The sequence below is a fragment of the Geotalea uraniireducens Rf4 genome (assembly GCF_000016745.1).
Lineage (GTDB): Bacteria > Desulfobacterota > Desulfuromonadia > Geobacterales > Geobacteraceae > Geotalea > Geotalea uraniireducens.
On record NC_009483.1, the window covers coordinates 2,142,604 to 2,167,941 of the forward strand.

The 25,338-nt window shown below is 53.1% G+C and carries 23 protein-coding genes and 2 pseudogenes; 21 read left to right on the forward strand and 4 right to left on the reverse strand.

Annotation, left to right across the window (positions count from 1 at the left end; all coding sequences use genetic code 11):
- The first annotated feature begins 26 nt into the window (after positions 1 to 26).
- From GURA_RS09350 to GURA_RS09360, 3 genes are all read left to right on the forward strand, one after another.
- Entirely contained in the window at positions 27 to 1,886 is a 1,860-nt protein-coding gene (locus GURA_RS09350; RefSeq protein WP_157046166.1) for an ATP-dependent nuclease, read from the forward strand.
- Positions 1,883 to 3,745: an ATP-dependent helicase gene (locus tag GURA_RS09355; protein ID WP_011938740.1), complete on the forward strand. Its 1,863-nt coding sequence runs from the start codon at positions 1,883 to 1,885 to the stop codon at positions 3,743 to 3,745. The genes GURA_RS09350 and GURA_RS09355 overlap by 4 nt, the downstream gene beginning before the upstream one ends.
- Positions 3,746 to 4,021: 276 nt before the next feature.
- Positions 4,022 to 4,549: a hypothetical protein gene (locus GURA_RS09360; protein ID WP_011938741.1), complete on the forward strand. Its 528-nt coding sequence runs from the start codon at positions 4,022 to 4,024 to the stop codon at positions 4,547 to 4,549.
- A 304-nt stretch (positions 4,550 to 4,853) separates the two neighbouring features.
- On the opposite strand, the pseudogene GURA_RS24230 reads toward GURA_RS09360, so the two are convergent.
- From GURA_RS24230 to GURA_RS09375, 3 genes and pseudogenes are all read right to left on the reverse strand, one after another.
- Positions 4,854 to 5,120: pseudogene (locus GURA_RS24230) on the reverse strand (IS4 family transposase); the annotation flags it as partial.
- A gap of 55 nt (positions 5,121 to 5,175) precedes the next feature.
- Positions 5,176 to 6,608 (reverse strand): IS3-like element ISGur10 family transposase gene (locus tag GURA_RS09365; protein WP_085949366.1). Its coding sequence is split into 2 segments (ribosomal slippage): positions 5,176 to 6,230 and positions 6,230 to 6,608, totalling 1,434 coding nucleotides; the frame shifts between segments, so codons are not numbered across the junction.
- Positions 6,609 to 6,751: 143 nt separating this feature from the next.
- Positions 6,752 to 7,870, reverse strand: a pseudogene (locus GURA_RS09375) (IS4-like element ISGur1 family transposase); the annotation flags it as partial.
- A 148-nt stretch (positions 7,871 to 8,018) separates the two neighbouring features.
- Here GURA_RS09375 and GURA_RS25330 point away from each other — a divergent pair.
- The 4 genes from GURA_RS25330 (at position 8,019) to GURA_RS09390 (ending at position 10,324) form a co-directional block, all read left to right on the forward strand.
- On the forward strand, positions 8,019 to 8,387 hold the full coding sequence (locus GURA_RS25330) for a YcxB family protein (RefSeq protein WP_407639370.1): 369 nt from the start codon (positions 8,019 to 8,021) through the stop codon (positions 8,385 to 8,387).
- A 256-nt stretch (positions 8,388 to 8,643) separates the two neighbouring features.
- Entirely contained in the window at positions 8,644 to 9,309 is a 666-nt protein-coding gene (locus GURA_RS22785) for a hypothetical protein (RefSeq protein WP_049818906.1), read from the forward strand.
- Positions 9,293 to 9,847 (forward strand): cohesin domain-containing protein, encoded by a 555-nt coding sequence (locus GURA_RS09385; RefSeq protein WP_011938745.1) that lies wholly within the window; start codon positions 9,293 to 9,295, stop codon positions 9,845 to 9,847. Before GURA_RS22785 ends, GURA_RS09385 begins: the two co-directional genes overlap by 17 nt.
- A 27-nt stretch (positions 9,848 to 9,874) precedes the next feature.
- Positions 9,875 to 10,324 (forward strand): hypothetical protein, encoded by a 450-nt coding sequence (locus tag GURA_RS09390; RefSeq protein WP_011938746.1) that lies wholly within the window; start codon positions 9,875 to 9,877, stop codon positions 10,322 to 10,324.
- Positions 10,325 to 10,382: 58 nt separating this feature from the next.
- Here the strand turns inward: GURA_RS09390 and GURA_RS09395 are convergent, their stop codons facing one another.
- Entirely contained in the window at positions 10,383 to 10,757 is a 375-nt protein-coding gene (locus GURA_RS09395) for an HVO_A0114 family putative DNA-binding protein (RefSeq protein WP_011938747.1), read from the reverse strand.
- A gap of 267 nt (positions 10,758 to 11,024) precedes the next feature.
- Between GURA_RS09395 and pyrR the strand changes: the two genes are divergently transcribed.
- The 14 genes from pyrR to vapC all read left to right on the forward strand — a co-directional run bounded on the left by pyrR (position 11,025) and on the right by vapC (position 24,858).
- Positions 11,025 to 11,606: a bifunctional pyr operon transcriptional regulator/uracil phosphoribosyltransferase PyrR gene (pyrR, locus tag GURA_RS09400; RefSeq protein ID WP_085949361.1), complete on the forward strand. Its 582-nt coding sequence runs from the start codon at positions 11,025 to 11,027 to the stop codon at positions 11,604 to 11,606.
- A 72-nt stretch (positions 11,607 to 11,678) separates the two neighbouring features.
- The gene (locus tag GURA_RS09405; protein ID WP_011938749.1) at positions 11,679 to 12,614 is read left to right on the forward strand and encodes an aspartate carbamoyltransferase catalytic subunit; all 936 of its coding nucleotides are present in this window, start codon (positions 11,679 to 11,681) and stop codon (positions 12,612 to 12,614) included.
- A 110-nt stretch (positions 12,615 to 12,724) separates the two neighbouring features.
- Positions 12,725 to 14,002, forward strand: a complete 1,278-nt coding sequence (locus GURA_RS09410) for a dihydroorotase (protein WP_011938750.1) — start codon at positions 12,725 to 12,727, stop codon at positions 14,000 to 14,002.
- 65 nt (positions 14,003 to 14,067) lie between these two features.
- Entirely contained in the window at positions 14,068 to 15,189 is a 1,122-nt protein-coding gene (gene carA, locus GURA_RS09415; protein ID WP_011938751.1) for a glutamine-hydrolyzing carbamoyl-phosphate synthase small subunit, read from the forward strand.
- Positions 15,190 to 15,275: 86 nt separating this feature from the next.
- Positions 15,276 to 16,178 (forward strand): radical SAM protein, encoded by a 903-nt coding sequence (locus tag GURA_RS09420; protein WP_011938752.1) that lies wholly within the window; start codon positions 15,276 to 15,278, stop codon positions 16,176 to 16,178.
- Positions 16,175 to 16,504, forward strand: coding sequence for a DMT family protein (locus GURA_RS09425; RefSeq protein ID WP_011938753.1), 330 nt, complete (start codon positions 16,175 to 16,177; stop codon positions 16,502 to 16,504). Before GURA_RS09420 ends, GURA_RS09425 begins: the two co-directional genes overlap by 4 nt.
- 1 nt (position 16,505) lies before the next feature.
- Positions 16,506 to 16,928 (forward strand): type VII toxin-antitoxin system MntA family adenylyltransferase antitoxin, encoded by a 423-nt coding sequence (gene mntA, locus GURA_RS09430; protein ID WP_011938754.1) that lies wholly within the window; start codon positions 16,506 to 16,508, stop codon positions 16,926 to 16,928.
- On the forward strand, positions 16,921 to 17,340 hold the full coding sequence (gene hepT / locus GURA_RS09435; RefSeq protein ID WP_011938755.1) for a type VII toxin-antitoxin system HepT family RNase toxin: 420 nt from the start codon (positions 16,921 to 16,923) through the stop codon (positions 17,338 to 17,340). Before mntA ends, hepT begins: the two co-directional genes overlap by 8 nt.
- A 144-nt stretch (positions 17,341 to 17,484) precedes the next feature.
- On the forward strand, positions 17,485 to 19,836 hold the full coding sequence (locus GURA_RS24930; RefSeq protein WP_232278994.1) for an SEC-C metal-binding domain-containing protein: 2,352 nt from the start codon (positions 17,485 to 17,487) through the stop codon (positions 19,834 to 19,836).
- A gap of 116 nt (positions 19,837 to 19,952) precedes the next feature.
- Entirely contained in the window at positions 19,953 to 23,201 is a 3,249-nt protein-coding gene (gene carB / locus GURA_RS09445) for a carbamoyl-phosphate synthase large subunit (protein WP_011938757.1), read from the forward strand.
- A gap of 111 nt (positions 23,202 to 23,312) precedes the next feature.
- On the forward strand, positions 23,313 to 23,789 hold the full coding sequence (gene greA / locus GURA_RS09450; RefSeq protein ID WP_011938758.1) for a transcription elongation factor GreA: 477 nt from the start codon (positions 23,313 to 23,315) through the stop codon (positions 23,787 to 23,789).
- A 93-nt stretch (positions 23,790 to 23,882) separates the two neighbouring features.
- Positions 23,883 to 24,080, forward strand: coding sequence for a DUF1858 domain-containing protein (locus GURA_RS09455; protein ID WP_011938759.1), 198 nt, complete (start codon positions 23,883 to 23,885; stop codon positions 24,078 to 24,080).
- Between the two features lie 149 nt (positions 24,081 to 24,229).
- Positions 24,230 to 24,457 (forward strand): type II toxin-antitoxin system antitoxin VapB, encoded by a 228-nt coding sequence (gene vapB, locus GURA_RS09460; RefSeq protein WP_011938760.1) that lies wholly within the window; start codon positions 24,230 to 24,232, stop codon positions 24,455 to 24,457.
- A complete protein-coding gene (gene vapC, locus GURA_RS09465; RefSeq protein ID WP_011938761.1) occupies positions 24,457 to 24,858 on the forward strand; it encodes a type II toxin-antitoxin system tRNA(fMet)-specific endonuclease VapC in 402 nt (133 codons plus the stop codon). Before vapB ends, vapC begins: the two co-directional genes overlap by 1 nt.
- Positions 24,859 to 25,338 lie beyond the last annotated feature (480 nt).

Below are 25,338 nucleotides of genomic sequence, written 5' to 3' on the forward strand. Positions count from 1 at the left end.
AATACTATAACAAAAGGAAACTAAATATGCCCAAACCATTGGTGGCCACGAGTGGTGTGAAAGTTACTGATGTTCGGATTGCAAATTTCAGATCTCTTATGGACATTGAAGTGAGTCTTGACAGTCTGACTGTTTTGATAGGAGCCAACAATGCGGGAAAGACGAGTTTCCTGGACGCGATCTATGCAGCTATCGGCGCTGGGCGCAAGCTGCTCGGACAGGATGACATAAGAGTCGCGCCTGAAGAGGCAATACCACCCAAAGATCGGAACGTTGTCATAGACATCAAGATAAGACCAATTACCGATGACGGAAAGTTTGCCGACGAATTTCCGGAGGGCAGTTTCTGGACGTCTCTTTGGGGTTCTGGCATCACCCCTGCAGAAACAGATGATTCGCACGAGTTCATGGCATTTCGCACAATTTTGTCGTGGAGCTTTGCCAAAGGAGATTACGTCCTTGAACGTAAATTTCTAAAAGAGTGGCGGCCATATGCAGAGTGGCTGCCTACACCCATGCAGGAGAAGAGACTTCAGTCGTCCGACATAGAGCCCATAGCTCTCCATTACATTGACGCAAAACGAGATCTCGATGATGACCTTCGCAAGCAAGGCTCTTTCTGGCGAAAGTTGACGGACGACTTAGGCCTATCCCCGGCGGACATAATCTTCTTAGAAGAAGCGCTGACTGGTATTAACCAGCATATTGTTGATAAGAGTGAGATCCTTAAACATCTCAAGCACAATTTGGCAGACATGCAATCCGTAGTGGCTGCGGAAGGCGCTGGTATCGACATATCGCCTGTGGCACGGCGGCTTCGCGATCTTTCCAAGGGGATTGATGTTAGCTTTTCAACGACTGCCGCCCAATCATTCCCGCTGACCCGCCATGGGATGGGTACACGTAGTCTTGCCTCCCTGCTGGTATTCAGAGCTTTCGCGTCATGGCGCAGTAGCCAAGCGCAAATGGAAGGGGATCAAATCCACACTTTTCTTGCGTTAGAAGAACCCGAATCGCATCTTCACCCGCAGGCGCAGCGTTCGTTATTTTCCCATATTAAGACAATCCCAGGACAGCGTATCGTTAGTACGCATTCTCCTTATTTTGCTGGTCAAGCGCAGTTAAGTGATTTGAGGTTGTTCTTAAAGCGGGGAGGTAACACCATTGTCACCCAACTGGATATCTCTCAGCTTGGGACTAAAGAAGATTTACGAAAGCTTCAGCAGACCGTTGTTGACACCAGAGGTGACTTGTTGTTTTCGCGTGCAGTCATTTTCTTTGAAGGGCAAACTGAAGAACAGGCCCTGCCGATATGGGCAGAAAAGTATTGGAACGCGAGTATCCACGAATTAGGGTTTAGCTTTGTCCGTGTTAATGGCACTGACTATTTTCCATTTATATCGCTTGCTCAACACCTTGAGATACCTTGGTATGTGCTTGCTGATGGCGAGCCACGCCCTCTTGGCGAGCTAAATAAAGCCTTGAAAAAGATCGGACAGGTGGTCGCTTCCGCTTGCCCCAATATCGTAGTGTTTCCCAATGGAAATAATTTTGAAAGTCAGTTTTTAGCTGAGGGTTACCTGCCTGAGATTGAAAAGGCGTTGAACGAGACACACAATTGCACAGATTTCTTGGGTGACTATATTAATGAATTGCAAGGGCAGAAGCGTAAAGGTGGGGAGATACGGGACTATACGGTTGGAGATGGTCGCAAGATTGCAGCGCTGGACGCGCTGAATGGTTTGAAGACATGCATGGCTAAACCGTTAGCCCATACGATTTCCAGTTTACCTGACGAAGCGAGACGATTTCCGAATCAAATTCGCAAACTTTTTGAAATTATCTCAAGTGAGCATGGATTGACCAAGGCAAAGGAGACGACATGACTAAGGCAAGACTTTCTGCTCAGCAAGCCACTGTTGTTGAGCACGTAGAAGGTGCTTTACTTGTAATTGCTGGTCCCGGATCTGGTAAGACACGTGTGTTGACCGAAAGAATCCGGCGTCTCTTGACGGTTATTCCCGGTCATTTTCGCGTGCTCGCACTTACGTTCACAAACAAAGCAGCTAACGAAATGAAGGAGCGACTTTCAGATCTCGGAGATGTGCGCCAACGTGCATTTGTTGGAACTTTGCACAGCTTCTGCCTGGATATGCTGACTGAACGTGGGAAACTCGTTGGTGTTACAAGCCTGCCGCATATTTTCGAACAGTTCAGTGACCGCAAAGAAATTTTGCACAAGGCTGTTCTGCAAGACCCTTTGCTTTCTGATGAGTTAGATAGAGCTGGCGATGCGAAAGCTCGTAACAAGAGGTTAGACGACTGGCTCCAAGGCATTTCATGGGTCAAGGCACACCCGATTACTTGCGAATTTCCGACTGATGATTTAGATAAGCGCGTTATCGAAACATATGATGCCGGTTTGCGTGCGTGCGATGCCTACGACTTTGACGACCTGCTCCTACTTGCTTACCGGCTATTAAGCAGTTATCCGAAAATAGCCGATTTCTACAGGCGTCTGTATAAATTCGTGTGTATTGACGAGGCGCAGGATCTCAACGAGGCGCAATACGCAGTGCTGACAGCCTTGTGTGGAGAGGATTTCAAAAATGTCCTTATGGTGGGTGACCCCAAACAATCTATTTATGGATTCAATACGTCCAGTCCTGACTACATGTGGCGCTTCCGTGATGAATTCGGCGCTGGCGAAATAGAACTCACAGAAAACTTTCGCTCTTCGAGTGCTGTGGTCCAAGTTGCGCGTTCGTTGGAACCACATTACTTGGTTGAGGCCCAACTTCCGATTCCTGGAGCAGTTTCAGTATTGGTCGGTATCGACGAGACCGACGAGGCCCATAAGGTAGTCGATGAAATCCAGCGACTGATTTCAAGTGGGCACGAGGACATTGAAGGAAATGTCACGCCATCGAATTGTGCGATCTTGGGTCGGACGCGTTACGCCCTCATGGCAATCGAAACCGAGCTTAAAGAGAGAGGCATTTCTTACTACAAACGGTTGACAGCAAATCACGAGAATGAGTCCGCCACAGTCGATGAATTCCAACTCGCCCTGCGCGTATTGGCCAATCCACGAGATCGACTCCATCTGACAGCGCTTGCCAAGAAATGGAAACTGTCGGAACCAAAGGGGCCAGCTCCAGCTAACGAACAAGAGGTGCGATTGATTTTTTCTGCAATGGCCAATGTTGCCAAAGAAGGAAGAGCTAGCGCCATAGTTGATGCAATCGATGCTGTCGCTCGGCAAACCCAACGTCTCGACCTGATGCTTGGCATCAAGAGCCTTCGGGCTTTTGCTGATAGCCTGCCTGAGGTGGAACGGCTGGTGATCTATGAAGACCTTGCCGTGTTACAGCAGGAGTGGGATCAATACCTACGCTCAGATGGAGCCGCCCGTACCATCGCTGGCTTCATGAGCAGTAAGGCTTTGGGGGCAACTCAACAAGCTTCGCGCGATGGTGTTGCACTCCTGACGGTGCACTCTTCCAAGGGATTAGAGTTTGATGTCGTCTTTATCGCAGGAATGGCGGACGGCGTTTTTCCCGACTATCGCGCACAAGGCAAAAAAAAGGAGATGGCTGAGGAGGCACGCAACGCTTTTGTCGCGGTTACGCGTTCCAAAAGATTACTTTATCTGTCCTTTCCAAAGCGCAGAATGATGCCTTGGGGGGATGAAAAGCGTCAGCAACCATCTTGCTATTTGAGACAAGCTGGGCTCGTCGAATAATTAAAAATGAAACGGGTAAGGGGGCAGCACTGGCCAGTGCGCATGTAAAACGGAAAAAACCGAATGCCCAATAATTTCAAATATGACATATTCCTAAGCCACAGTTCAAAGGATATGGCTGTGGTTCTGGTCGAGGAACGTGTTAATGCGATTTTGGAATCTACTTTATGCTGATCTTGGGTTCCCCCCGGCATGAAGTCGCCCCTACACCTGGCCTACGCGAGTTCGCCCCGCGTCTCTTTGAAGTCATGTTGTGAATTTGAAAGGAAAGAATGAATGGATAAACCATCAAAGGAATTGGCAGAAAATCTATATGATGCGATAGATTATTTAACTCAATATTTACCTGATTTTATTTATCCATACATAATCGACGCAAAGCGAATTTTGGCAATTCTCATAATTATTTGTATCTTTCTGACCCCTTTGAACTACATCTTCAATCTAAAGGTTACAAAAACAATCTGGCATCTGATAAAGACTTTTTTTCAGGGTGCAAAGAAAGAAGCTTTTTCCGAACCAACATACAGGGGTTGGTATACAAATCTATCGCCTCGAATACAAAAGGGCATGTTTTGTTTTCTATGTATTTACGCAGCCGTATCCTCTCTCTTCTTTTTTCTTTTCGGCTGGGTTTATTGGTACCCTGTATTTGTGGTTCCCTACGCCAAGGTGAAATATGGCATCGTCAGCTATCTAATAGTTATGGGGTTCGGAAGTTTTTGTGTATTTGTAGGTGTGCTCTATATTGGGACAACACTTCAATACTACAAATTGATAAAAAAAGTAAAAGAAATGGCCTAACCAGCGGGTGCAAAACTGACTCGATGCACTCGAGTGACCCCGGAGGGGTCAGCCCTTGACATAAGACATAGTGAAAAGGCGAGCTTCCAACCAGGAAGTTGAACCGGGCCGAAAACCCGCTCGATCAACTCCATTGGCCGTTAGGAGAATTGAGAATGGCAGAAGAGATCGAATACAAAGGAACCATAACTTTTGAAATTTTTGAATCTGCTCAGTATCTTTTTAACGGATATCGTTGGTTAATATTGTTAACTCAACTTTCGCACTAGCGAGATTGACCGTAACTACTTGACAAATATATGGTTTAGCTGCATACCGGGGCCAAAAGTAGCATTCGCTCCCTGAAAGCTCTTGGTAGTGTTTCTATAAAGCGTTGTATCAGTTGTTGCACCTGCTCTTTGCACAATCCAATAATGCTGTTGAGTGATTCTTCCAGAAATGTGAGCAACAGTGCCATTGCTTCTGTGAAGCCAATTCGTCTTATTTCATCGCATAGAGCGTGAAACAGGCTGCCAAGAGTTCGAGGATCAGCATTTTCCCGTTTCACCAGCTCAAGCAGAATGTAGCGGCACGGAATCTGTCAATGACTTTGAGACACTTACCTGTCGAATTTAGTGTAGCGAATTTTAGCTAGTGGCCGGTTTTGGCGGGTTGATCCACGCCGCTTCCGGTAACGGTTTATGTAATGGTATTTTCCTGACGAAGCGTTCAGGATGGGCTGCATAAGCAGCAGTCAACACGGTTTGCCTTGATCGGATGACTTCCTCAGCTCTGCCGTAATGTACTACTTCAGGTGTAAGTAGGCTGATGCCGGAATGCTTGTGTTCCTGGTTATACCAGGGGAAAAAGGTTTGGCAGAACGATCTTGCGTCTTCTATACTGCCGAATCTTTCCGGGAAATCAGGCTGATATTTCAGCGTTTTAAATTGGGCTTCCGAATATGGGTTGTCGTCGCTCGTATAGGGCCTTGAGTGCGTTTTAGTGATCCCCAGATCAGCAAACAGAAAAGCTACCGGCTTGGATTTCATGGAAGAGCCGCGATCGGCGTGGATCGTTAACTGCCCTTTCTGGATGACTTGTTTCTCACACGTTTCTTTGAACAGCCGTTTGGCCAGTTCCGACGACTCGCAGGTTGCAACCATCCAGCCGACCACATAGCGGCTGAAGATATCGAGAATCACATAGAGGTAAAAATAGGACCATTTAGCAGGCCCCATCAATTTGGTAATATCCCACGACCAGACTTGATTTGGGGCCGTTGCCAGAAGCTCAGGCTTTTTGTAGTCGGGATGCCGCAACTGATTTCTCCGCTCTTTGACTTCGGCGTTTTCTTCGAGAATTCGATACATCGTGCGGATCGAGCAGTGATAGGCCCCTTCGTCCAAAAGCGTTGCATACACCTCATGGGGTGCCTTGTCCTGAAAGCGCTCGGAATGCAGAATATCGAGTACTGCCTGCCTTTCCTCTGATGGCAAGGTCCGTGGCGGCACAGGGCGCTTTTGGGGTACACGCGGCGCTGTCTTGCTGATTGCGCGCCTGCGATACAGCCCGGCACGGGAAACACCAAGAGCTTTACAGGCAGGATCGGTGCCCACATCAGGGGCAAGTATTTCGACAGCTTCCATCAGTCGCTCTCGCTCTCTGGCGGCGTATCCAAGGTGATCCCCAGGATCTGCGAGACTTTTTTTTGGACATCGATGATCAACTCGGCCTGTTTGAGGCGTTTGGCAAGGCGGGTAATCTCCTTGCGCAGTCGCTCGTTCTCGACGGCCATGGGATCGGGCTTTAGCGCTTTACGGCCCCTCTGCTTGGGCGTAAGCGCCGCAAGGCTTCCTTCATCCCGCTGGCGGCGCCAGGTGTTGAGGTTGGAAGCATAAAGCCCCTCTCGACGTAATAGCGCTGCCAGGCTACCGGGCTTGGTGCAAGAGTCGACTTGGTTTAGGATGTCAAGTTTGTACTTAGCCGTGAAACGCCTGCGTACAGGCTTTTCCGCTACCTCCGGGTCAGGCGGTGAGGTAGTCAATTCCTGCTGTTGCCGGGTCAAATCTTCGGGGGCCATCCCGGTAATTGCACTCGCCTTACGGGCTCCTGCAATTACCGGGATGCGCTTCACATTACTGATGGTCATATCCTTTCTTTCCTCCCCACCCTCTACAGTAATTTAAGGGGAGGTAAGTGTCTCACTTATATTGGCACAGAGGGGCAGCAGACCAGTGTGGCGTGGGCGACCAGAGCATCGAAGGAACGACTCTGGAACTCCTTTGCCAGATTCAGAAACGACTTGGCCATTTTGAAGAACACCTCGATGTCCCAGCGACGGCCGTAGAGCGTGATGATCTCCTCGGCGGTCAAGGTCGTATCGGTGGAAAGGAGCGCCAGCCATTTCTTCGAACTGCGGTCGCGGACGAACACGATCTTTGCTGCCACCGGTTTACCGTGAATGTCTTGACCTATGGTCACCAGCACCTCTGCCAACACTTTGGCTCGACCGGGTCGCTTGCGGACCTCTTTGAATAGTTCTTTCAGGGTGAACGGCCACCCCTGCACCTCGTAGGTGACCTTACCCGTATCCTTGAGCATGCAGATGGTATGCATCCCCAGGGCGCGGATCCGCCTGATGGTGGCGGGGAAAGCAAACCAGCTGTCAAAGAGCAGGTGCCGGGCAGTGGTTCCTGCCTTCATTGCCAAGGCAACCATGTCCACCAGTACGTCGGTGGATTTCCTCATGCTCTCCCGGCGGCGCTGATATCCGTTGGTGCGCTTATCGATGCCCTCACGCATTGGGGCAAGGCGGTTCTTATCCTTGGCAGAGCTGAGCATCGACAGCATCATGGGTACAAAGCTGTTCCCATCGGACCACCCCAGGGTGAGCATCCTGAAGCCACGCACGTAACGACCGGTGTTGTGGTCATGCACCCGTGCCAGCAGTTCGACCCGCTTGCTGCGGTCGCGACGATACAGAGTGTCGTCAGCGATCAGCACCTTGGTGGTCGTCTCATCGGTCAACGGGAGAAGCCTTTGGACAATGACCCGTGTACTGAGCAGCAACAGAAAACGGCGCCAGTTGGCATTGACCGAGTTCAACAGTCGATACGCAGTGTCTTTACCGATACCATCCGGTGAATCTGGACTCTCCAGGAGACGGAACAGATTCTTTCCGGTAAAGGCAAGGGAAAGCAGAAGCTGGAACAAGATGTCGAGGCTAACACCCTTTTCCTTCCTGACATTGCTTTGCCGAAGTAACTGGCCGAGGTTCTGATTGTGAAAGAACGAATGAATCCGGTTTTCTACGGATGCAAATCCTGCTACAATCTGCTGCATAGCGTCGTCTCTCTGTGCTAGTGGATTTGTTGGGGAACAAAGCCATTTTAACCCAGATTGCGACGCTATACTATTAATAATTACAACGTGTTACAAGTATTTACCAACTGCGAAAGTTGAGTTGTTAATAATTCCATTTCTCACGGTGATGTATGCCTTGTTACTGGACAACTCATTAACTGATAGAATTATACTTTTTGTGTTGGCCGGATTATCAATACCTGCACTGTATTATTACCAAAAATGGAAATGGCACTATCACTATAACCATTCACCATATTTGAACGAACCACTCAAAGGAATTGTCACAACGGATAGCATTATTACAGAAGTTTCATCTGGTAAGAGCGAGACGCCGTGGTCTAATTTCATTAAGTACAAATCTACGGAGAACATTATGCTTTTATATCTCGGGCCAAATGTATTCAAAACAATCGCAAGGGATTTCTTTACCAGCACAGAAGATTGGGAGAAGGCAAAACTAATCGTAATGAATGGGATGAAAAAAAACTCCTAACACTTATAAGGCCCCTGACCGGGCAAACACCTGCTCGGCAGGTCAAGCGCAGCCCCGATCGACAAGAGGAGACAAAATGAACAAACGGAGCATAATCAACTGATGTATTGTCCCCCTTCTAGTTTTGATGTTGGCAGGATGTAGCGGGAGTGGAGAAAGCAGTTCCCCGACCATTTCTGGTATTGCCGCTGCCGGTTCCACACTTACCGGCACAGTGTACCTGAAGGACTCGTCGATTCCGACGAGAGAGCTTTCTGTGCCCATTGCGGCAGATGGATCGTTCTCGTTCGGCCTGAACGGGCTGACGGCGCCTTTTATCCTTAAGGCGACTGGTACGGCAAACGGGAACAATCTTACGCTTTATTCTTTTGCGACCGCCGCCGGAGTCGCCAACATAAACCCTCTTTCCAGTTTGGCAGTGGTTCTGGCGAACGGCAGTGACGATCTGACAAGTCTCTACAATTCTCCCGATCCGGTAAAAATGCATGCAATCTTGAATGCCTTGCCGAATGCAATTACCAACGTCCAGACGGTGCTTCAACCCACCCTTGCCAAATTCGGGGCTGCAACCGTCAATTTTATTTCCGATCCCTATGCAGCAAACCATCAGGGGCTTGATCTGCTGCTGGATATGGCTGCCATTTCGGCCGGCAACGGTATCGTGACCATAATGGATAAACCGGCGAACAAGACGATCCAAATCCCTCTCAACAGTCTCATGCCCGGTTCGATAGATATCATTAGCGCTCCGATATCATCTGCCGGTTCCGTTCTCGTATGGCCGACTCTGCCGGCTGTGGCGCCAAACGAAACCGTAAACTTCACGGCAGTCGTGATCGGCTCAGCCAACCAGCAGGTTACCTGGAGCGTGGTCGAAGGCAACGGCGGCACCATCACGAAGACCGGTGTCTATACCGCCTGATCAACCCGCCCCTGCAACAACCGGTACCTACCACATAACGGCAACGAGCGCGGCGGATGCGACGAAAAGCGCAACGGCAACCGTCACGGTGAGGGAAGTGAGTGCTCTCAGTATCGACCAATCCGGACCAGGAGTTTTTACAGTGGAGGCAATCAAGCTGGCTAATGTTGCAGCGATTGATCTCACAATAACCTATGATGCCTTATCACTTGCCAATCCGCAGGTTACACCTGGTGCAATTATCTCAGGAGCTTTTATGGTCACAAATACCAGTGTGCCGGGGAGGGTGCGATGTGCACTTATTAATACTCAACCGATTTCAGGCGCAGGCACCCTCATGACGATCAGCTTCGACTTGCTAGGCGCGTCGTCCGGCAGGATACTTTCCATGTCGGCATCGTTTCTCGACAATCAGGGCCGACCACTGGCAACTACGGCATTGATCGCCGCCCCTTCCGGAACAATCGATATGCCTCCTGGAGCAAGCGTATCGTCGACGCCTGGACAAAGTGCCACCGGTACAGCGGTGCTCAATTGAAAGAAATAGGGGCTTTCGGGGGTAAAGATGAAAGATAAGCTTCCCATCATAACCGCACTGCTCGCTCTTGCCGGCGTGGCCCTTGGTGGAGGGATGCAGTACTTATCGTCCCGAACCATCGAGTTTGAGAAAGCGTCGCTCGAGTACCGCCTTACATCATACCGTGACTTCCTTTCCGCCCAATCTGCGTATCAAAAAGCCAAAAACAAAGCCGAGAGCATGGCCGCAGATCTTAAGATACGCGATGCCACACTTCGGATCGCTATCTTCAGTCCCAAAAAAGTGGCCGCCGCCGTGGCGGAATGGCTCCTTGAAAATGCAAGGGAGGCGACTCCCTGCCCGGGACCTCCATCTTTATATCAGAAGGATATATCCATCTATCACGCGATGCGGGATCAAGCCTTTAAGGGTGATAAGAAGGAGGTCCTGTCCGACAAACAGATGGCGATAATGGTGCATGGTTGCAGACTTGATTGAGAAGTCCGGAGGCGACGCTGGTAAGTTACGTATCTTATTGAGCGAGAAAGGCCAGTTTCTAACCCACTACAGCCTGTAGCTGAATTCTGTCTGCTGTTGCCCGAACGAATTTTTGCCGGCCATGTCCGGGAAGAGGCACTTCCTCAATATGGAGAAGACCGGCCGCAACGAGAATATCAACGTCCTTCTTGACTGTGCTTCTATCGCGATGCAGGCGTTGTGCGATGGCCGTAATAGAAGATGGGGCAGCCTTGGCTGCACGGAATAATTCGAGCCTTGCGGGAGACATGACAGCAAACATATCCCCCGGGTCTTCAAAGGTAAGGGTGAACTCTGGTTCAAGGGCTTCGCCGCGGTCAATCTTCTTGGCGATCTCGCGTCCACGTGCGAAATAATCTTCGGTCGTTCCTGTATTAGCGATTACGTCGCGCATTGTATTCCTCCAGTACCAGCCCCCATTCCCTTTCAAAGCGCCATGATTTTTTATACCTCGCCTGATCCAATACGGCAACTGCATTTTTAAGGCTGAAAAACTCCCTTGACTCAGTGCCGTGACAATGGTACATTCCTGAAAAATTTATCGGTATCCCTTTTAATTTAGCCCCGTGAGGTTAGCAAAGGTGATGAATAGAGAACTCTTGAAGTGTATATCTGGAGAGCCTTTCCGTCTTTGTGCGGGAGGGCTCTTTTTCTTGCCCGAATGTCATGTTTTACTACTTTGGCCGAAACAGAAAGGAGTGCTAACGTGGGAACTGAGAATACGGTAATTCTGGACGGGGTTGGGGTGAAAAGGGCTCTTACCCGCATTGCCCATGAGGTTCTTGAACGGAACAAGGGGGTGAAGGATCTTGTTCTTGTCGGGATACGTACCGGCGGGGTATATCTCGCCCATGAGCTGTCACTGCGGCTGGAGGAGATCGAAGGGGAGAAGGTGCCGGTCGGCGCCGTTGACATCACTCTTTACCGTGACGATATCAAAGGGCATTCCGAGCATCTGCCGGTGGGCAAGACGGAGATACCGTTTTCCATCGAGGGGAAAAAGGTTGTCCTCGTGGATGACGTGCTCTTTACCGGCCGCACTATCAGGGCAGCGATGGACGCTATCATGGACCATGGCCGGCCGTCATGCATTCAACTGGCTGTCCTTGTGGACCGGGGGCATCGCGACCTCCCCATCAGGGCGGATTTTGTCGGGCGTAATGTCCCGACAAGCCTCAAGGAAAATATCACGGTCGCTTTTGACGCAGCCAACAAGCCGACAGAGGTAGTCCTGGAAAAATGATCTATGTCGGGGCGGATGTCCCGATACCGGGCAGGCGTAAGGCTTGCTCCTACAGTCTGAAGGGGGGAAACCATGGCATTCAAGCACAAGGACATCATCGGTTTGCAGGATTTGACCAGGGAGGAGATAGAGCTTCTCCTCAATACTGCGGAGAATCTGAAGGAGATAAACGAGCGGGATATCAAAAAGGTCCCGACCTTGCGCGGTAAAACAATAGTGAATCTTTTCTACGAAGCCTCCACCCGTACCCGAACTTCCTTCGAGATTGCGGCAAAGAGGCTTTCCGCAGATACCATAAATATTACCGCCTCCACCAGTTCGGTAACCAAGGGCGAAACCCTTTCCGATACCGCGCGAAACGTTCTGGCCATGAAACCGGACATTATCGTCATGCGCCATGCAGTATCCGGCGCCCACCATTATCTGGCGCAACGGGTTTCCTGTTCCGTCATTAACGCCGGTGACGGTGCCCACGAGCACCCCTCCCAGGGGCTCCTGGACATGTTGACCATGCGCCAGAAATTCGGCAAGCTTGACGGCCTGAAGGTGGCCATTGTCGGCGATATTACCCATAGCCGGGTGGCTCGATCCAATATCTACGGCCTGACCAGGATGGGGGCCCATGTCTTTCTGGCCGGACCGCCGACCATGATGCCGCCGGGCATAGAGCGGCTGGGTAATGTCACCGTCTGCAGGGATATGCGCGCGGCGATAACGGATGCAGATGTGGTGATGATGCTTCGCATCCAGCTGGAGCGCCAGGGGAAGACCCTCCTTCCGACATTGAAGGAGTATTCCCGCTATTTCGGGCTGAACAACCATCTGCTGCAACTGGCGAAAAAGGATGCCATGGTCATGCATCCGGGGCCGATCAACCGTGGTGTCGAGCTCTGCTCTCATGTTGCAGATGGAGACCAATCGCATATTCTGAAGCAGGTTGAGAACGGTGTGGCGGTCAGGATGTCGATGCTCTATCATGTTTCCGGCGGGGAATTGCCGACGGAATGATACCAAAACCCGTTCGAGGTTCTATGTTCGAGGTTCGAGGTTAAATGCCTCAACGTAGAACGTAGAACGTAGAACATAGAACGTAGAACTCTTTCATACGAGGTGAAATTATGAATCTGCTGATAAAGGGCGGGCGGGTGGTCGACCCGTCGCAGAACATTGACGATACCATGGACCTGCTGGTGGAGGATGGCCGGATCAAGGAGATAGGGAAGGGGCTCAAGGCGCCTGCCGGGGCAGAGATTATCGACGCCGCCGGTCTCCTGGTCACACCGGGGCTTATAGACATGCACGTCCATCTCCGCGATCCGGGGCTGGAATACAAGGAAGACATCGTAACCGGTACAAGGGCCGCCGCTGCCGGCGGATTCACCTCCGTCGCCTGTATGCCCAACACCAAGCCGGTCAACGACAACAAGGCGATCACTTCTTACATCGTCAACAAGGCCGCGAAGGAAGCGCTCGTCAACGTGTTCCCCGTCGGCTCCATAACCCAGGGGAGCAAGGGGGAAAGCCTTGCCGAAATGGGAGAATTGAAGGAGTCCGGCTGCGTTGCGGTTTCCGACGACGGCCGGCCGGTGGTCAACGGGGAGCTGATGCGCCGCGCCCTGGAGTATGCCAAGGGGATGGGGATCATGGTCATTTCCCACTCGGAAGAGCTTGCTCTTGTCGGCGAAGGGGTTATGAACGAAGGGTTCACCGCTACGGAACTGGGTTTGAAGGGGATTCCATGGGCTGCCGAGGATGTTGCTGTTGCCCGTGATGTCTATCTTGCCGAGTTCACCGATTCACCGCTGCATATCGCCCATATTTCCACCAGCGGTTCGGTGCGCATCATCAGAAACGCCAAGGCGCGCGGGGTAAAGGTCACCTGCGAGACAGCGCCACACTACTTCTCTCTTACCGATGACGCTGTACGCGGCTATAATACCAACGCCAAGATGAACCCGCCGCTTCGCGAGGCTGCCGATGTGGCTGCGATCAAGGCCGGTCTTGCGGACGGCACCATCGATGCCATTGCCACCGACCACGCGCCGCACCACCTGGACGAGAAGGACCTGGAATTCAACCTGGCTCTGAACGGCATTGTCGGCCTGGAGACCTCCCTGCCGCTTTCTCTGCAACTGGTCGAGGAAGGGGTTGTGGATCTTAAGGTTCTACTTGAGAAAATGACCTGCAATCCGGCAAAAATACTCGGTATCGACCGGGGTACTTTAAAGGTAGGGGCAGCTGCCGACATAACCGTTATCGACCCGGACCGGGAGTGGCTGGTGGCGGCGGAGAAGCTGGCGAGCAAGTCAAAAAACTCACCGTTCATCGGACGGAAGATGAAGGGTGCCGCTGTCTATACCGTTGTCGGCGGGAAGGTTGTTTATAAAATAGATTAAAGCGACGGGGGGAGTTCGTTCTACCCCGGGCATGGCATGGGAAAATTTACGTACGGGAGATATTCATGAAAGCAGTACTCGCACTCGCTGACGGGCGCATCTTCAAAGGCAGGTCCTTCGGCGCATCCGGCGAAGCAACCGGTGAGGTGGTGTTCAACACCGCCATGACCGGTTACCAGGAGGTTCTTACCGATCCTTCCTATAAAGGGCAGATGGTCACCATGACCTACACCCAGGTCGGCAACACCGGCATCAATCCGGAGGATATCGAGAGCAACCAGCTCTATCTTTCCGGCTTCATCGTCAAGGAGTACCACGACTGCTATTCCAACTGGCGGGCGACCATGAGTCTGGATGCCTACCTCAAGGAAAACGGCGTGGTCGGCATCCAGGGGCTCGATACCCGCGCCCTGACCCGCCATCTGCGCGACAAAGGGGCCCAGAATGGCATCATCTCCACCGTCGATTTCGACCCCGAGAGCCTGGTGCGGAAGGTGCGGTCGATCCCGAGCATGGCCGGCCTCGACCTGGCGAGCGGCGTCAGCTGCGACAAACCCTACCACTGGAGCGAGGCGCTCTGGGAATTGGGCGAAGGGTATCGCCAGGCAGCGTCCAAAGACCTGAAATACAAGGTGGTGGCCTACGATTTCGGCATCAAGTTCAATATCCTCCGCTGCCTGGTCTCCGCCGGATGCGACGTGACGGTGGTGCCGGCAACGTTCCCGGCCGAAGAGGCTTTAGCCATGGCGCCGGACGGGATCTTCCTCTCCAATGGCCCGGGCGACCCGGAACCAATGCACGCCGTGATCGAAAATATCAGGAAATTCGTCGGCAAGAAGCCGATCTTCGGTATCTGTCTCGGTCATCAGCTCCTGGGTCTTGTCCTCGGCGGTCGTACCGTCAAGCTCAAGTTCGGCAATCATGGTTCCAACCTGCCGGTCATGGACCTGGCAACGGGGAAGGTGGAGATCACCGCCCAGAACCACGGCTTTTCCGTGGATATCGTCTCGCTCTCCCATGCCTGCGAACTTGCCCACGAGAACCTCAATGACCAGACCGTGGAAGGGATGCGGCACAAGGAACTGCCGATCTTCTCCGTGCAGCATCACCCGGAGGCGTCTCCCGGACCCCACGACTCCCATTACCTGTTTGGCCGGTTCGTGGAGATGATGGAGACGAATCGGTAGATGGTCGGCGGTCGATAGTCGGCGGTAAACGCGTTTCAGGTTTACTGCCGACCGCCGATTGCCGACCGCCGACTGAAGTAAGGAGTATGCACTACCTTGATCTTTACAATTCAGGTGAATTGCTCCGGCGGGTAAAGGCGGCCTATGTCCGTCTCAGGAGCTGCGATCTTTGTCCCCACGATTGCCGGGTGAACCGGCTGGCGGGGGAGACCGGCGTTTGCCGGAGCGGGGCGCATGCCAAGGTGGCCTCAACCAATGTCCATCGTGGAGAAGAGCCACCCATTTCCGGCAGTCACGGGTCGGGGACGATCTTCTTTTCCAACTGCAACCTGGCCTGCCGCTTTTGTCAGAATTTCCCCATCAGCCAGTTCGGCAACGGCGAGGAGATGACGACCAGGGAGCTGGCGTCCCGAATGATGAAACTCCAGCGACAGCGGGTTCACAACATCAACCTGGTTACCCCTAGCCATTTTCTCCCCCAGTTCCTGGCTGCCTTTTACCTGGCGGTCAAGGAGGGATTCCGGCTCCCCGTCGTCTGGAACTCCAACGGTTATGAGCGGGTGGATGCGCTGGAGCTGCTGGACGGTGTGGTGGATATTTTTCTCCCGGACATGAAGTACGCGGCCGACGAGCCGGCGATGAACTTCTCGTCTGCCCCTAACTACCGGAAGATCAACCGTCCCGCAGTGAAAGAGATGCTCCGGCAGGTGGGGCATCTGCAACTGGACGGGGAGGGGATAGCAATGCGCGGCCTCATCATCCGCCATCTGGTTCTTCCCGAGGGAAACGACGGCAGCCGCGAGACACTGCGCTGGATCGCCGATAATCTCGGCCGGGAAACCCATATTTCCCTCATGCGGCAGTTTTTCCCGGCCCATCTGGCTGCCGGGACACCGGGCATCGACAGGAAAATCAGTGACGAGGAGTACGAGGAAGCCGTGGCGGCCCTGGAAGAGTCGGGGCTGGAAAACGGCTGGGTGCAGGAATGAGAACGATAGTATTGCTGATGCTGTCCAATGTCTTCATGACCTTTGCCTGGTATGCGCACCTGAAGAACCTGCGCACCAGGCACTGGCTCATTGCGGTGCTGGTCTCATGGGGGATCGCCTTCTTCGAGTACCTGGTGCAGGTGCCGGCCAACCGCTACGGTTACGGCCGGTTCAGTCTGGCCCAGCTGAAGATCATCCAGGAAGTGATCACCCTCAGCATTTTTGTGCCGTTTGCGGTCTATTACATGGGGCAGCCGCTGAAGATGGATTACCTCTGGGCGGGTTGCTGTCTGGCGGGGGCAGTGTTCTTCATTTTTAGAGGATAGCGTGGATCTTACGGATATAGAAAAAATCGTTGCCGATTACTGCGCCGGACGCGCCGAAATAGCGGCCTGTTACCTTTATGGTTCTTATGCCAGAGGGGAGGCGCGCTCCGACAGCGACGTTGACCTGGCGTTTCTGCTCGACGTTTCGGTACCGAGATCCCATTATGGCAGTCTCAGGATGGATTACTACAGCGGTTTGTCCTTTCTGACGAGGAAAGAACCTCATGTCCTGGTCATAAACGATGCTGGAGAGCTGGTGCTGGGTGAGGTTTTGCGTGAAGGTGTCATGGTTTTCGTGCGTGACGAGGAGGCGCTGGACGCCTTCGTGGCCAGGAAGATACCGCTCATCGCGGAGTTCAGCTACTATTCGGAGCTGTTTAGGCGAAAACTAGTGGAGCGGTATGGCGAGGTAGATAATGGTTAAGCATTCACTATTGACGGCGAAGATGATGATGGCGGAGGAGTTCATTGGAAGGGTCAGGGAAAAGCTTCCGGCTTCCTTTGCAACTTTCGAAACCGACCGGGACCTTCAGGATCTGGTCCTTTTCAACCTCATCCAGGCGATCCAGACATGTGTGGACATTGCAGCCCATATCATCAGCGACGAGCGGATGGGAGCTGCAGGATCGATGAACGAGTTTTTCTACCGGCTTCAGGAGAAGGGGGTAATCACCGTTGATCTGACCCAACGTCTCGTGAAGGCGGTGGGCTTCCGCAATGTCTGCGTACACGGATACCTCGATCTCGATTTCAACGTTGCATATCAGGCCGCTGCAACAGGCATAACAGACCTGGAGGATTTTCTCGCCGCGGTCGTTCGACGGTATCTTTCGTAATCGCTGCACGCGAGGAATTCATGGTGAGATTATGACGAATATAGTGCTGCTGTCCGAGCTGAAAAGAGGGGAAGAACAGTGGGCCGTAATGTAATGAATCTGGCATCAATACCAATAGAACATATAAATACACGCGATCATTTCGTGGCACATTGGGCGCTTGACCGCATAAAGAATATCAAGGAGCGCGGGGAGAGCGGTGCGGATGCGATAGCACGCGTCCTATTCCCTGAACTGACGGTGCGCTCCTTGCTCGCGACGTTCGATGACGACATCCTGATGGTGAGGCTCATCAGGGATTTGCCGGAAGACCTCGTCGTTCCCCATCTCCACTGCCTCGCGGATAACTGGGTCGAGCTCCCGAGCCTGTGCGCCTTCCCGTCGGCGGAGCTGCTGGTGAGACATTTGCCCGGTCGCGCCGTGGACCTGTTCGTTGCCTATCTCCATGGCGACACAAGAATTTCCGACAGAATGTACGCGATTCTCGCCACCGCCATCGATCTGCCGGAGCCGCACCGCAGTGGTGTCGCGGAGGCGGTCATGGAGCTTGCCTTCAGGAACGGCAAAACGCCAAGTTTTGACCAGTTAATAACCCTTCCGGTCTACAGGCTTGCCTGGAGCGTCGATCATCCCCGGTGTCCCGAGCTCCTCTCAGTCATCGCCAAGGCCCTCCCCTACGGAGAAACCCGGGACATTGACCGTGCGATTCTCGAACTTTCCGAGATATTCACCGGGGAATTTGCCCCGTGCGACCTTATGACCGACCGCTTTGAAGGGTATTCCGTCCCTGTGTTCTCCGAGCTTGCCGCTTTTCTGCCGGACGCTTCCTTTGCCGCCGACTTGGACAGGGTGGTCGATTCACTCGGCAACCTGGAGCACCTGTCGGCCCTGGAGTTCTTCGACCGCCGCAAGAGCGACCTCCCCGAACGTGCCGTGAGCGCGCTGGAATTTCTGGGGGAAGAGTGGAGCGGCATTCCCGATCTGGATAACCATGACAACACCGCTGCCCTGTTCTCCTTCTTTCCGGCCTGCATTGCCGCGGCTCACTGGATTGCCGAGCCCTGGGCGCCTGCCGGCGGTCCTGACGCCGCGCTGGCCTATCTGACCGTCGATCTGCCGGATATCGAGCTGCCCGATGGAATCGTGGAGATGTTCGCCGCGCTTCCCCGCGAAGATGCGACGTCACGACTGATAGAATCATTTGAAAAATATCATGACCGCTATGGGGCCTTGCGGATTGTGGAGCTGATGGGGTTCTTGGGTTACCGTGAATTCGTGCCGGTTCTCTTGAAGCATCTGGGATCCGATTTCGACAGGCTGAGCGAGACGATAACGGCCGTACTGATCCGCTACGGCGAGACCGTTGCCGGGGATATCATCGACGCACTGGAAAAGGGGCCGGAAGGAAGCTTTCACTACCTTGTGGGCGCACTGGAGCGCATCGGCGGCCAAAGTGTTGGAGCTTACCTGGACGCCCACTTCGACGAACTGGTGAAAGAGGACAAGGAAACGGCGATGAACCTGGTTGAATCGGTTGCCGACCCCCGTTTCATGGAACGTCTCAAGCCATTGACCGGCAAGGGGCAGGAGCTCGTGGATTCCGCTTATCTTACCCTTGCCAAGCTCCACGGCACGAGTTCCGACGAACTGTCGGCCCTGGAGGCGTTATACAATGAACAGCAGCGGGAAAAGGCCCGGCGGCGGGAACAGTTTGATGCGGGGGAGCTTGCCGCGTCTGTTCCCGCCATGCTGCACATGGAGATGGCTTGCCGGGCCTGCGGCGATATCGCCCGTTACGATGTCGGATCGGTGTACATTACCGAGTCATCGCACAAACCGTTTGTCGCCGATGAACTGCGCTGTATCGCCTGCGGCGCGGAAGATACCCTCGATCCGACAAATCTCGGCGCATTTTGCATTACTGCCGAATTGATGCGGATTACATGTATCCAGGACAAGAGGGAGGCGAGGGAAGCCCTTGACCGTTCACCCCTCAATCTTCTGCCAAAATTGTCAGTTATGGGAAGAGAGATGGGGCTTCAGGAGGGGATCGACCTCTACCGTGAGCAGATCCGGGAGGAGCCGGGCAAAGGCGAGCATCATATCGGCCTGGGGAACATCTACCGCGCGGTGAAGAGATTCGACGGGGCGCGCCTCTGTTACGAAGCCGCGGTCGGGCTGAATCCGATGCTGATCGAGGGGTGGTACGGCCTGTCGTACCTGGCGGGACGGGACGAAGACGCCAGAAGGGGGTTTCTAGCGCTCCAGAAAGGGGTGGACCAGCTTCCGGACATCGTCTGGTGTCATCTGAACCATTCCGAGCGGCGTTCCTTTGTCAGCAACTATGTCGGTGACTATAACGATCTCAAGAGATTTCTGAACCTCCCCGGTCCCTTCATACACCATGGCATGTTCGGCGCCACACAGAAGATCGGGCGCAATGATCCCTGTCCTTGCGGAAGCGGCGCGAAATACAAGAAGTGCTGCGGGAAGTGATTCGGGACGGAGGGGCGAACCTCGTGTTCGTCCGATTGAAAGATATATCCAAACATCCCGGCGACTGAGCAAAATTATGACGGAAACAAACCAAGCAGTTTAAGGAGAAAGTAGTAATGCCAAAACGTACCGACATCAAGAAGATCCTCATCATCGGCGCAGGTCCCATCGTCATCGGCCAGGCGTGCGAGTTCGACTATTCCGGCACCCAGGCGTGCAAGGCGCTCAAGGAGGAAGGTTTCCAGGTGGTGCTCTTGAACAGCAACCCGGCCACCATCATGACCGACCCGGACTTTGCCGACCGCACCTACATCGAGCCGGTCACCCCGGAGATCCTCGCCATGATTATCGAAAAAGAGCGCCCCGATGCGGTCCTGCCTACCCTTGGCGGCCAGACTGCCCTCAATACGGCTGTGGCGGTGGCCGAGAGCGGGGTGCTTGAAAAATACGGCGTGGAACTCATCGGCGCCAAGCTCCCGGCCATCAAGATGGCCGAGGATCGGACCCTGTTCAAGGAGGCGATGCAGCGGATCAACCTTACGGTGCCACGTTCCGGCTTGGCCCATAATCATGCCGAAGCAATGGAAATCATCAAGGAGATCGGCTTTCCCGCCATCATCCGCCCATCCTTTACCCTCGGCGGCACCGGCGGCGGCATCGCCTACAACATGGAAGAATACGAAAAGATGTCCGTGGCCGGTATCGAGGCTTCGCCCACCAGCGAGATTCTCATTGAGGAGTCGGTCATCGGCTGGAAGGAGTATGAGCTCGAGGTGATGCGCGACACCGCGGACAACGTGGTGATCATCTGCTCCATCGAGAACTTCGACCCGATGGGTGTGCACACCGGCGATTCCATTACCGTCGCGCCGGCCCAGACCCTGACCGACAAGGAATATCAGATTCTTCGCGATGCTTCGCTGAAGATCATCCGCGAGATCGGTGTCGATACCGGCGGCTCCAACATCCAGTTCGGCATCAACCCCCGGGACGGCCGCCTCGTGGTGATCGAGATGAACCCGCGGGTCTCCCGCAGTTCTGCCCTTGCCTCCAAGGCGACCGGCTTCCCCATCGCCAAGATTGCAGCAAAGCTGGCAGTCGGCTATACACTCGACGAGATCACCAACGACATTACCCGGGAGACCCCGGCCTGCTTCGAGCCGACCATCGACTACGTGGTGACCAAGGTACCACGCTTCACCTTCGAGAAATTCCCTGCCGCCGACGCCACCCTTACCACCCAGATGAAGTCGGTGGGGGAGGTTATGGCCATCGGCCGTACCTTCAAGGAATCTCTGCAGAAGGCGATTCGCTCCCTGGAGATCGGAAGCTCGGGCTTCGAGTCGCGGCTTTTCGACTCAAAAGCCGAAACGCGGCGGGCATTGACCGGCAAGGAACAGCAACTGCTCATGGAAAAGCTGCGCACCCCCAATTGGGAGCGGCTCTGGTACCTGGGAGACGCCTTCCGCAGCGGCATGACCGTGGAGGAGATCTTTGCGGTAACCGCATTTGATCCATGGTTCCTCCACAACATCAAGCAGATCATCGACAAAGAGGATGAGCTGAAGCAGGTCAATGTTGAAGAAGAGGCAAACGACAATCTGAAGGAGGTCATCAGGGAGGCAAAGCAGTACGGCTTCTCCGACAAGCATCTCGGCAACCTGTGGGGTAAAACCGAGGACGAGGTTCGGCAGCTTCGCCTGTCGTTGGGGATCAAGCCGGTCTTCAAGCGCGTGGATACCTGTGCCGCCGAGTTCGTTGCCTACACCCCCTACCTCTATTCCACCTACGAAGAGGAGTGCGAGGCTGAACCCACCGACCGGAAAAAGATCATGATCCTCGGCGGCGGACCGAACCGCATCGGCCAGGGGATAGAGTTTGACTACTGCTGTGTTCACGGGGTTTTTGCCCTGGCTGAAGACGGCTATGAAACCATCATGGTCAACTGTAATCCTGAGACGGTTTCCACTGACTACGATACGTCAGATCGCCTCTACTTCGAACCACTTACCTATGAGGATGTTCTCAACATCGTAGAGCTGGAAAAGCCTGAAGGGGTGATCGTCCAGTTCGGTGGCCAGACGCCGCTAAAATTGGCAGTGTCCCTGGAAAAGGCCGGCGTTCCCATAATCGGCACCTCACCCGACGCCATCGACCGGGCAGAGGACCGGGAGCGGTTTCAGGAAATGCTCCATAAGTTAGGACTCCGTCAGCCCGAGAACGGCACGGCCCGTTCTTTCGAGGAGGCGGAAAAGGTGGCTGACCGCATCGGCTATCCGGTTGTGGTCCGCCCCTCCTACGTCCTCGGCGGCCGCGCCATGGAGATTGTCTATGATGTGGACAATCTGCGCCGTTACATGCATACCGCAGTCCAGGCTTCACCCGAGCACCCGATCCTGATCGACAAATTCCTCGACGAGGCGATTGAAATCGATGTGGACGCCCTCTGTGACGGCACGGAGGCGGTAATCGGCGGCATCATGGAACATATTGAGGAGGCCGGCATCCATTCCGGCGATTCCGCCTGTTCCCTTCCTCCTTATTCCATTTCCCGGGAGATTGCCGACGAGATCAGGCGTCAGACCAAAATGATGGCGCTTGAACTGAACGTCAGGGGGCTGATGAATGTTCAGTATGCCATCAAGGATGATGTGATCTACATACTCGAGGTGAATCCGCGCGCTTCCCGTACCGCTCCTTTTGTCTCGAAAGCGACCGGCAGGCCGCTCGCCAAGCTGGCGGCCCGGATCATGAGCGGCAAAACGCTGCGGGAGCTGGGAATTACCGAGGAAATCGAGCCGACCCATATTTCGGTCAAGGAAGCGGTGTTTCCCTTTGTCAAATTTCCCGGCGTCGACACCATCCTCGGCCCGGAGATGAAATCCACCGGCGAGGTAATGGGCATCGACGATAATTTCGCCAAGGCGTTTGCCAAGGCCCAGCTGGGGGCGGGAGTCAAACTTCCCACCAGCGGTAAAGTGTTTATAAGTGTGCGCGATGCCGATAAAAAACATATTGTCAGCGCAGCAAAAAAACTGTATGATAACGGCTTTGAATTGGTTGCCACCCGCGGAACCGCTGCCTATCTACAGGAAAAGGGAATACCTGTCCTGGTTGTGAACAAGGTGCTGGAAGGGCGTCCGCACATCGTTGATTCCATCAAGAACAATGAAATCTGCATGGTAATCAATACTACCCAGGGGGCCCAGGCGGTGGCGGATTCATTTTCCATCCGCCGGAACGCATTGGTGAGCAACATCGCCTATTACACCACTGCTTCCGGAGCAAGGGCGGTTGTTGACGGTATCATAGCCATGCGCCAGGAAGAGCTTTCAGTGAAGCCGATTCAGGATTATCTGAAATGAAACGATGAAGCGTATGCATCAAGTGCTTCATGTTGTACGAAATCTGTTTGAAATTTCAATGGGGCGGCCGGTTCGGCTGCCCTGTAAAGTTCTTAGAGGGGTAATAAAAAGATGTCTCAGTCTGTACCATTGACCAAAGAAAGTTACGAGTTTCTCCAGGAGGATTTAAAACGCCTCATAAAGGAAGAACGGCCAAAGGTGATTCAGGATATTGCGGAAGCCAGATCCCACGGCGATCTTTCCGAGAATGCCGAATACGATGCGGCCAAACATCGACAGGGATTTATCGAGGGGCGGATCCAGGAGTTGTCCGATAAACTTGCCCGCGCCTATGTGGTGGACCTTTCCAACCTCAAGCCCGACAAAGTCGTTTTCGGGGCTACGGTCACCGTCTACGACACTGCAACCGAGGAAGAGGTCACCTATAAGATCGTGGGCGAAGACGAGGCGGATATCAAAATCGGCAAGATGTCCTGCACTTCGCCGGTCGGCAAGGCGCTCATCGGCCATAAGCTGGACGACACGGTCAAGGTGAGTGTTCCTTCGGGCATGAAGGAATACGAGATAATTGACATCAAATACGAGTGAAAAACAGTGAGTAGTAAACAGTAAGCGGTGACAATGCATCACACCCGGTTTACTTCTTACTTTTTACTGAATTTAACAAAGAGAGGAACGACAATGAGTCAACAGGTAACAAAGGATATGACGTTTGCGCAGGTCATGCGGATGCACCAGGATGCGGTCAAGGTGCTGGCCAAATACAATCTGGGATGCGTTGGCTGCATGGGGGCCCAGAATGAGTCTTTGGAGCAGGGGTGCGGCGCCCATGGCCTCAATGTGGACGATGTGGTAAGAGACCTGAACGCGCTTTTCTAAGTTCAGGAGAAAAACGGCAGGTAAGGGAGGGGACAGGTGAAAATCTGTCCCCTTTTTCTTTTGGAGATTCTCTGAGCTCTGAAATTTTCACTTGCCATCATAATACTCCAAATATATACTTCAAATATATATTGCCGCGGAGGCTGATCATGAAAACAGCAAAGATATTTCAAAATGGACAAAGTCAGGCTGTCAGGCTTCCAAAAGAGTTTCGCTTCGACGACAGCGAAGTCTTCATTAAAAAGACAGGCAACGTCGTACAGTTGATTCCCCGTAGCGATTCGTGGAATTCACTATTTGGCAGCCTCAAAAAGTTTTCCCGCGATTTCATGGTTGAACGCGTACAGCCCGAACTGGACAAGCGGGAGAGTTTGTGATGAAACTGTTGCTCGATACCAATATCTGCATTTACATTATCAAGCAACAGCCAGCAACCGTGCTCAATCGTTTTCTTGAATATCAGGTTGGCGACATAGGCATTACTTCTATTACCCTTTCAGAATTGCGCTATGGAGTTGCCAAGAGCACACATCGCGAAAAAAATGCCAAAGCCCTTGATGAGTTTATTATCCCTTTAGAAGTAGTCTCTTTCGATGAAGAGGCGGCTCATGTTTACGGTGACATTCGAGCAACTCTGGAAAAGGCAGGCACACCCATCGGTTCCATGGATATGCTTATTGCTGCTCATGCCGTATCTTTAGGAATTTCCCTGGTAACTAACAACACCCGCGAATTCGTACGCATCCCCGCCCTCAATATTATCGATTGGACAGCCTAGTTTTTTTCAGCGTTGTCCGGTTTGGTTTTTGCTTACGTCCCGTAGGGACAGAATACTGGTAGCCGGGGAATTCATTCCCCGGTCATCCAGGCGAAATATCATCACGTCACGTACGTGACGTGGGGAAATATAGCATCTCATCCGGGGGATGAATCCCCCGGCTACATTCAAACGCCCCTAATGGGGCTTAACAACCTTGATGCACAAACCAAACCGGACAACGCTGAGTTTTTTTCAGCGGATGAATCAACGCTTACCGGCTTGTCCCATGCAGCGTTCAGGTGTTCCGCCCATAATTGCAATAGATCGCTTCGTCGTCTGAATCATAGTCATCGAATTCACAATGACGGTAAGAGTTAAAACCATTTTCGTGAGATGAGTAATTTGCACTGCCAGGAACTCCCTTGCAGTGCGCATGTCAAGACAACCATGATCTACGTTTATCTCCTCAACAAGGGGGGCGCAAGGTGCGAAGCTGCT

Bases quoted from the DNA above. Each gene is read 5' to 3' on its own strand.
- GURA_RS09350 (WP_157046166.1), top strand. From the start codon at position 27: ATGCCCAAACCATTGGTGGCCACGAGTGGTGTGAAAGTTACTGATGTT.
- GURA_RS09355 (WP_011938740.1), top strand. From the start codon at position 1,883: ATGACTAAGGCAAGACTTTCTGCTCAGCAAGCCACTGTTGTTGAGCAC.
- GURA_RS09360 (WP_011938741.1), top strand. From the start codon at position 4,022: ATGGATAAACCATCAAAGGAATTGGCAGAAAATCTATATGATGCGATA.
- GURA_RS25330 (WP_407639370.1), top strand. From the start codon at position 8,019: ATGTATGCCTTGTTACTGGACAACTCATTAACTGATAGAATTATACTT.
- GURA_RS09390 (WP_011938746.1), top strand. From the start codon at position 9,875: ATGAAAGATAAGCTTCCCATCATAACCGCACTGCTCGCTCTTGCCGGC.
- GURA_RS09395 (WP_011938747.1), bottom strand. From the start codon at position 10,757: ATGCGCGACGTAATCGCTAATACAGGAACGACCGAAGATTATTTCGCA.
- pyrR (WP_085949361.1), top strand. From the start codon at position 11,025: ATGTCATGTTTTACTACTTTGGCCGAAACAGAAAGGAGTGCTAACGTG.
- GURA_RS09405 (WP_011938749.1), top strand. From the start codon at position 11,679: ATGGCATTCAAGCACAAGGACATCATCGGTTTGCAGGATTTGACCAGG.
- GURA_RS09410 (WP_011938750.1), top strand. From the start codon at position 12,725: ATGAATCTGCTGATAAAGGGCGGGCGGGTGGTCGACCCGTCGCAGAAC.
- carA (WP_011938751.1), top strand. From the start codon at position 14,068: ATGAAAGCAGTACTCGCACTCGCTGACGGGCGCATCTTCAAAGGCAGG.
- GURA_RS09420 (WP_011938752.1), top strand. From the start codon at position 15,276: ATGCACTACCTTGATCTTTACAATTCAGGTGAATTGCTCCGGCGGGTA.
- GURA_RS09425 (WP_011938753.1), top strand. From the start codon at position 16,175: ATGAGAACGATAGTATTGCTGATGCTGTCCAATGTCTTCATGACCTTT.
- hepT (WP_011938755.1), top strand. From the start codon at position 16,921: ATGGTTAAGCATTCACTATTGACGGCGAAGATGATGATGGCGGAGGAG.
- carB (WP_011938757.1), top strand. From the start codon at position 19,953: ATGCCAAAACGTACCGACATCAAGAAGATCCTCATCATCGGCGCAGGT.
- greA (WP_011938758.1), top strand. From the start codon at position 23,313: ATGTCTCAGTCTGTACCATTGACCAAAGAAAGTTACGAGTTTCTCCAG.
- GURA_RS09455 (WP_011938759.1), top strand. From the start codon at position 23,883: ATGAGTCAACAGGTAACAAAGGATATGACGTTTGCGCAGGTCATGCGG.
- vapB (WP_011938760.1), top strand. From the start codon at position 24,230: ATGAAAACAGCAAAGATATTTCAAAATGGACAAAGTCAGGCTGTCAGG.
- vapC (WP_011938761.1), top strand. From the start codon at position 24,457: ATGAAACTGTTGCTCGATACCAATATCTGCATTTACATTATCAAGCAA.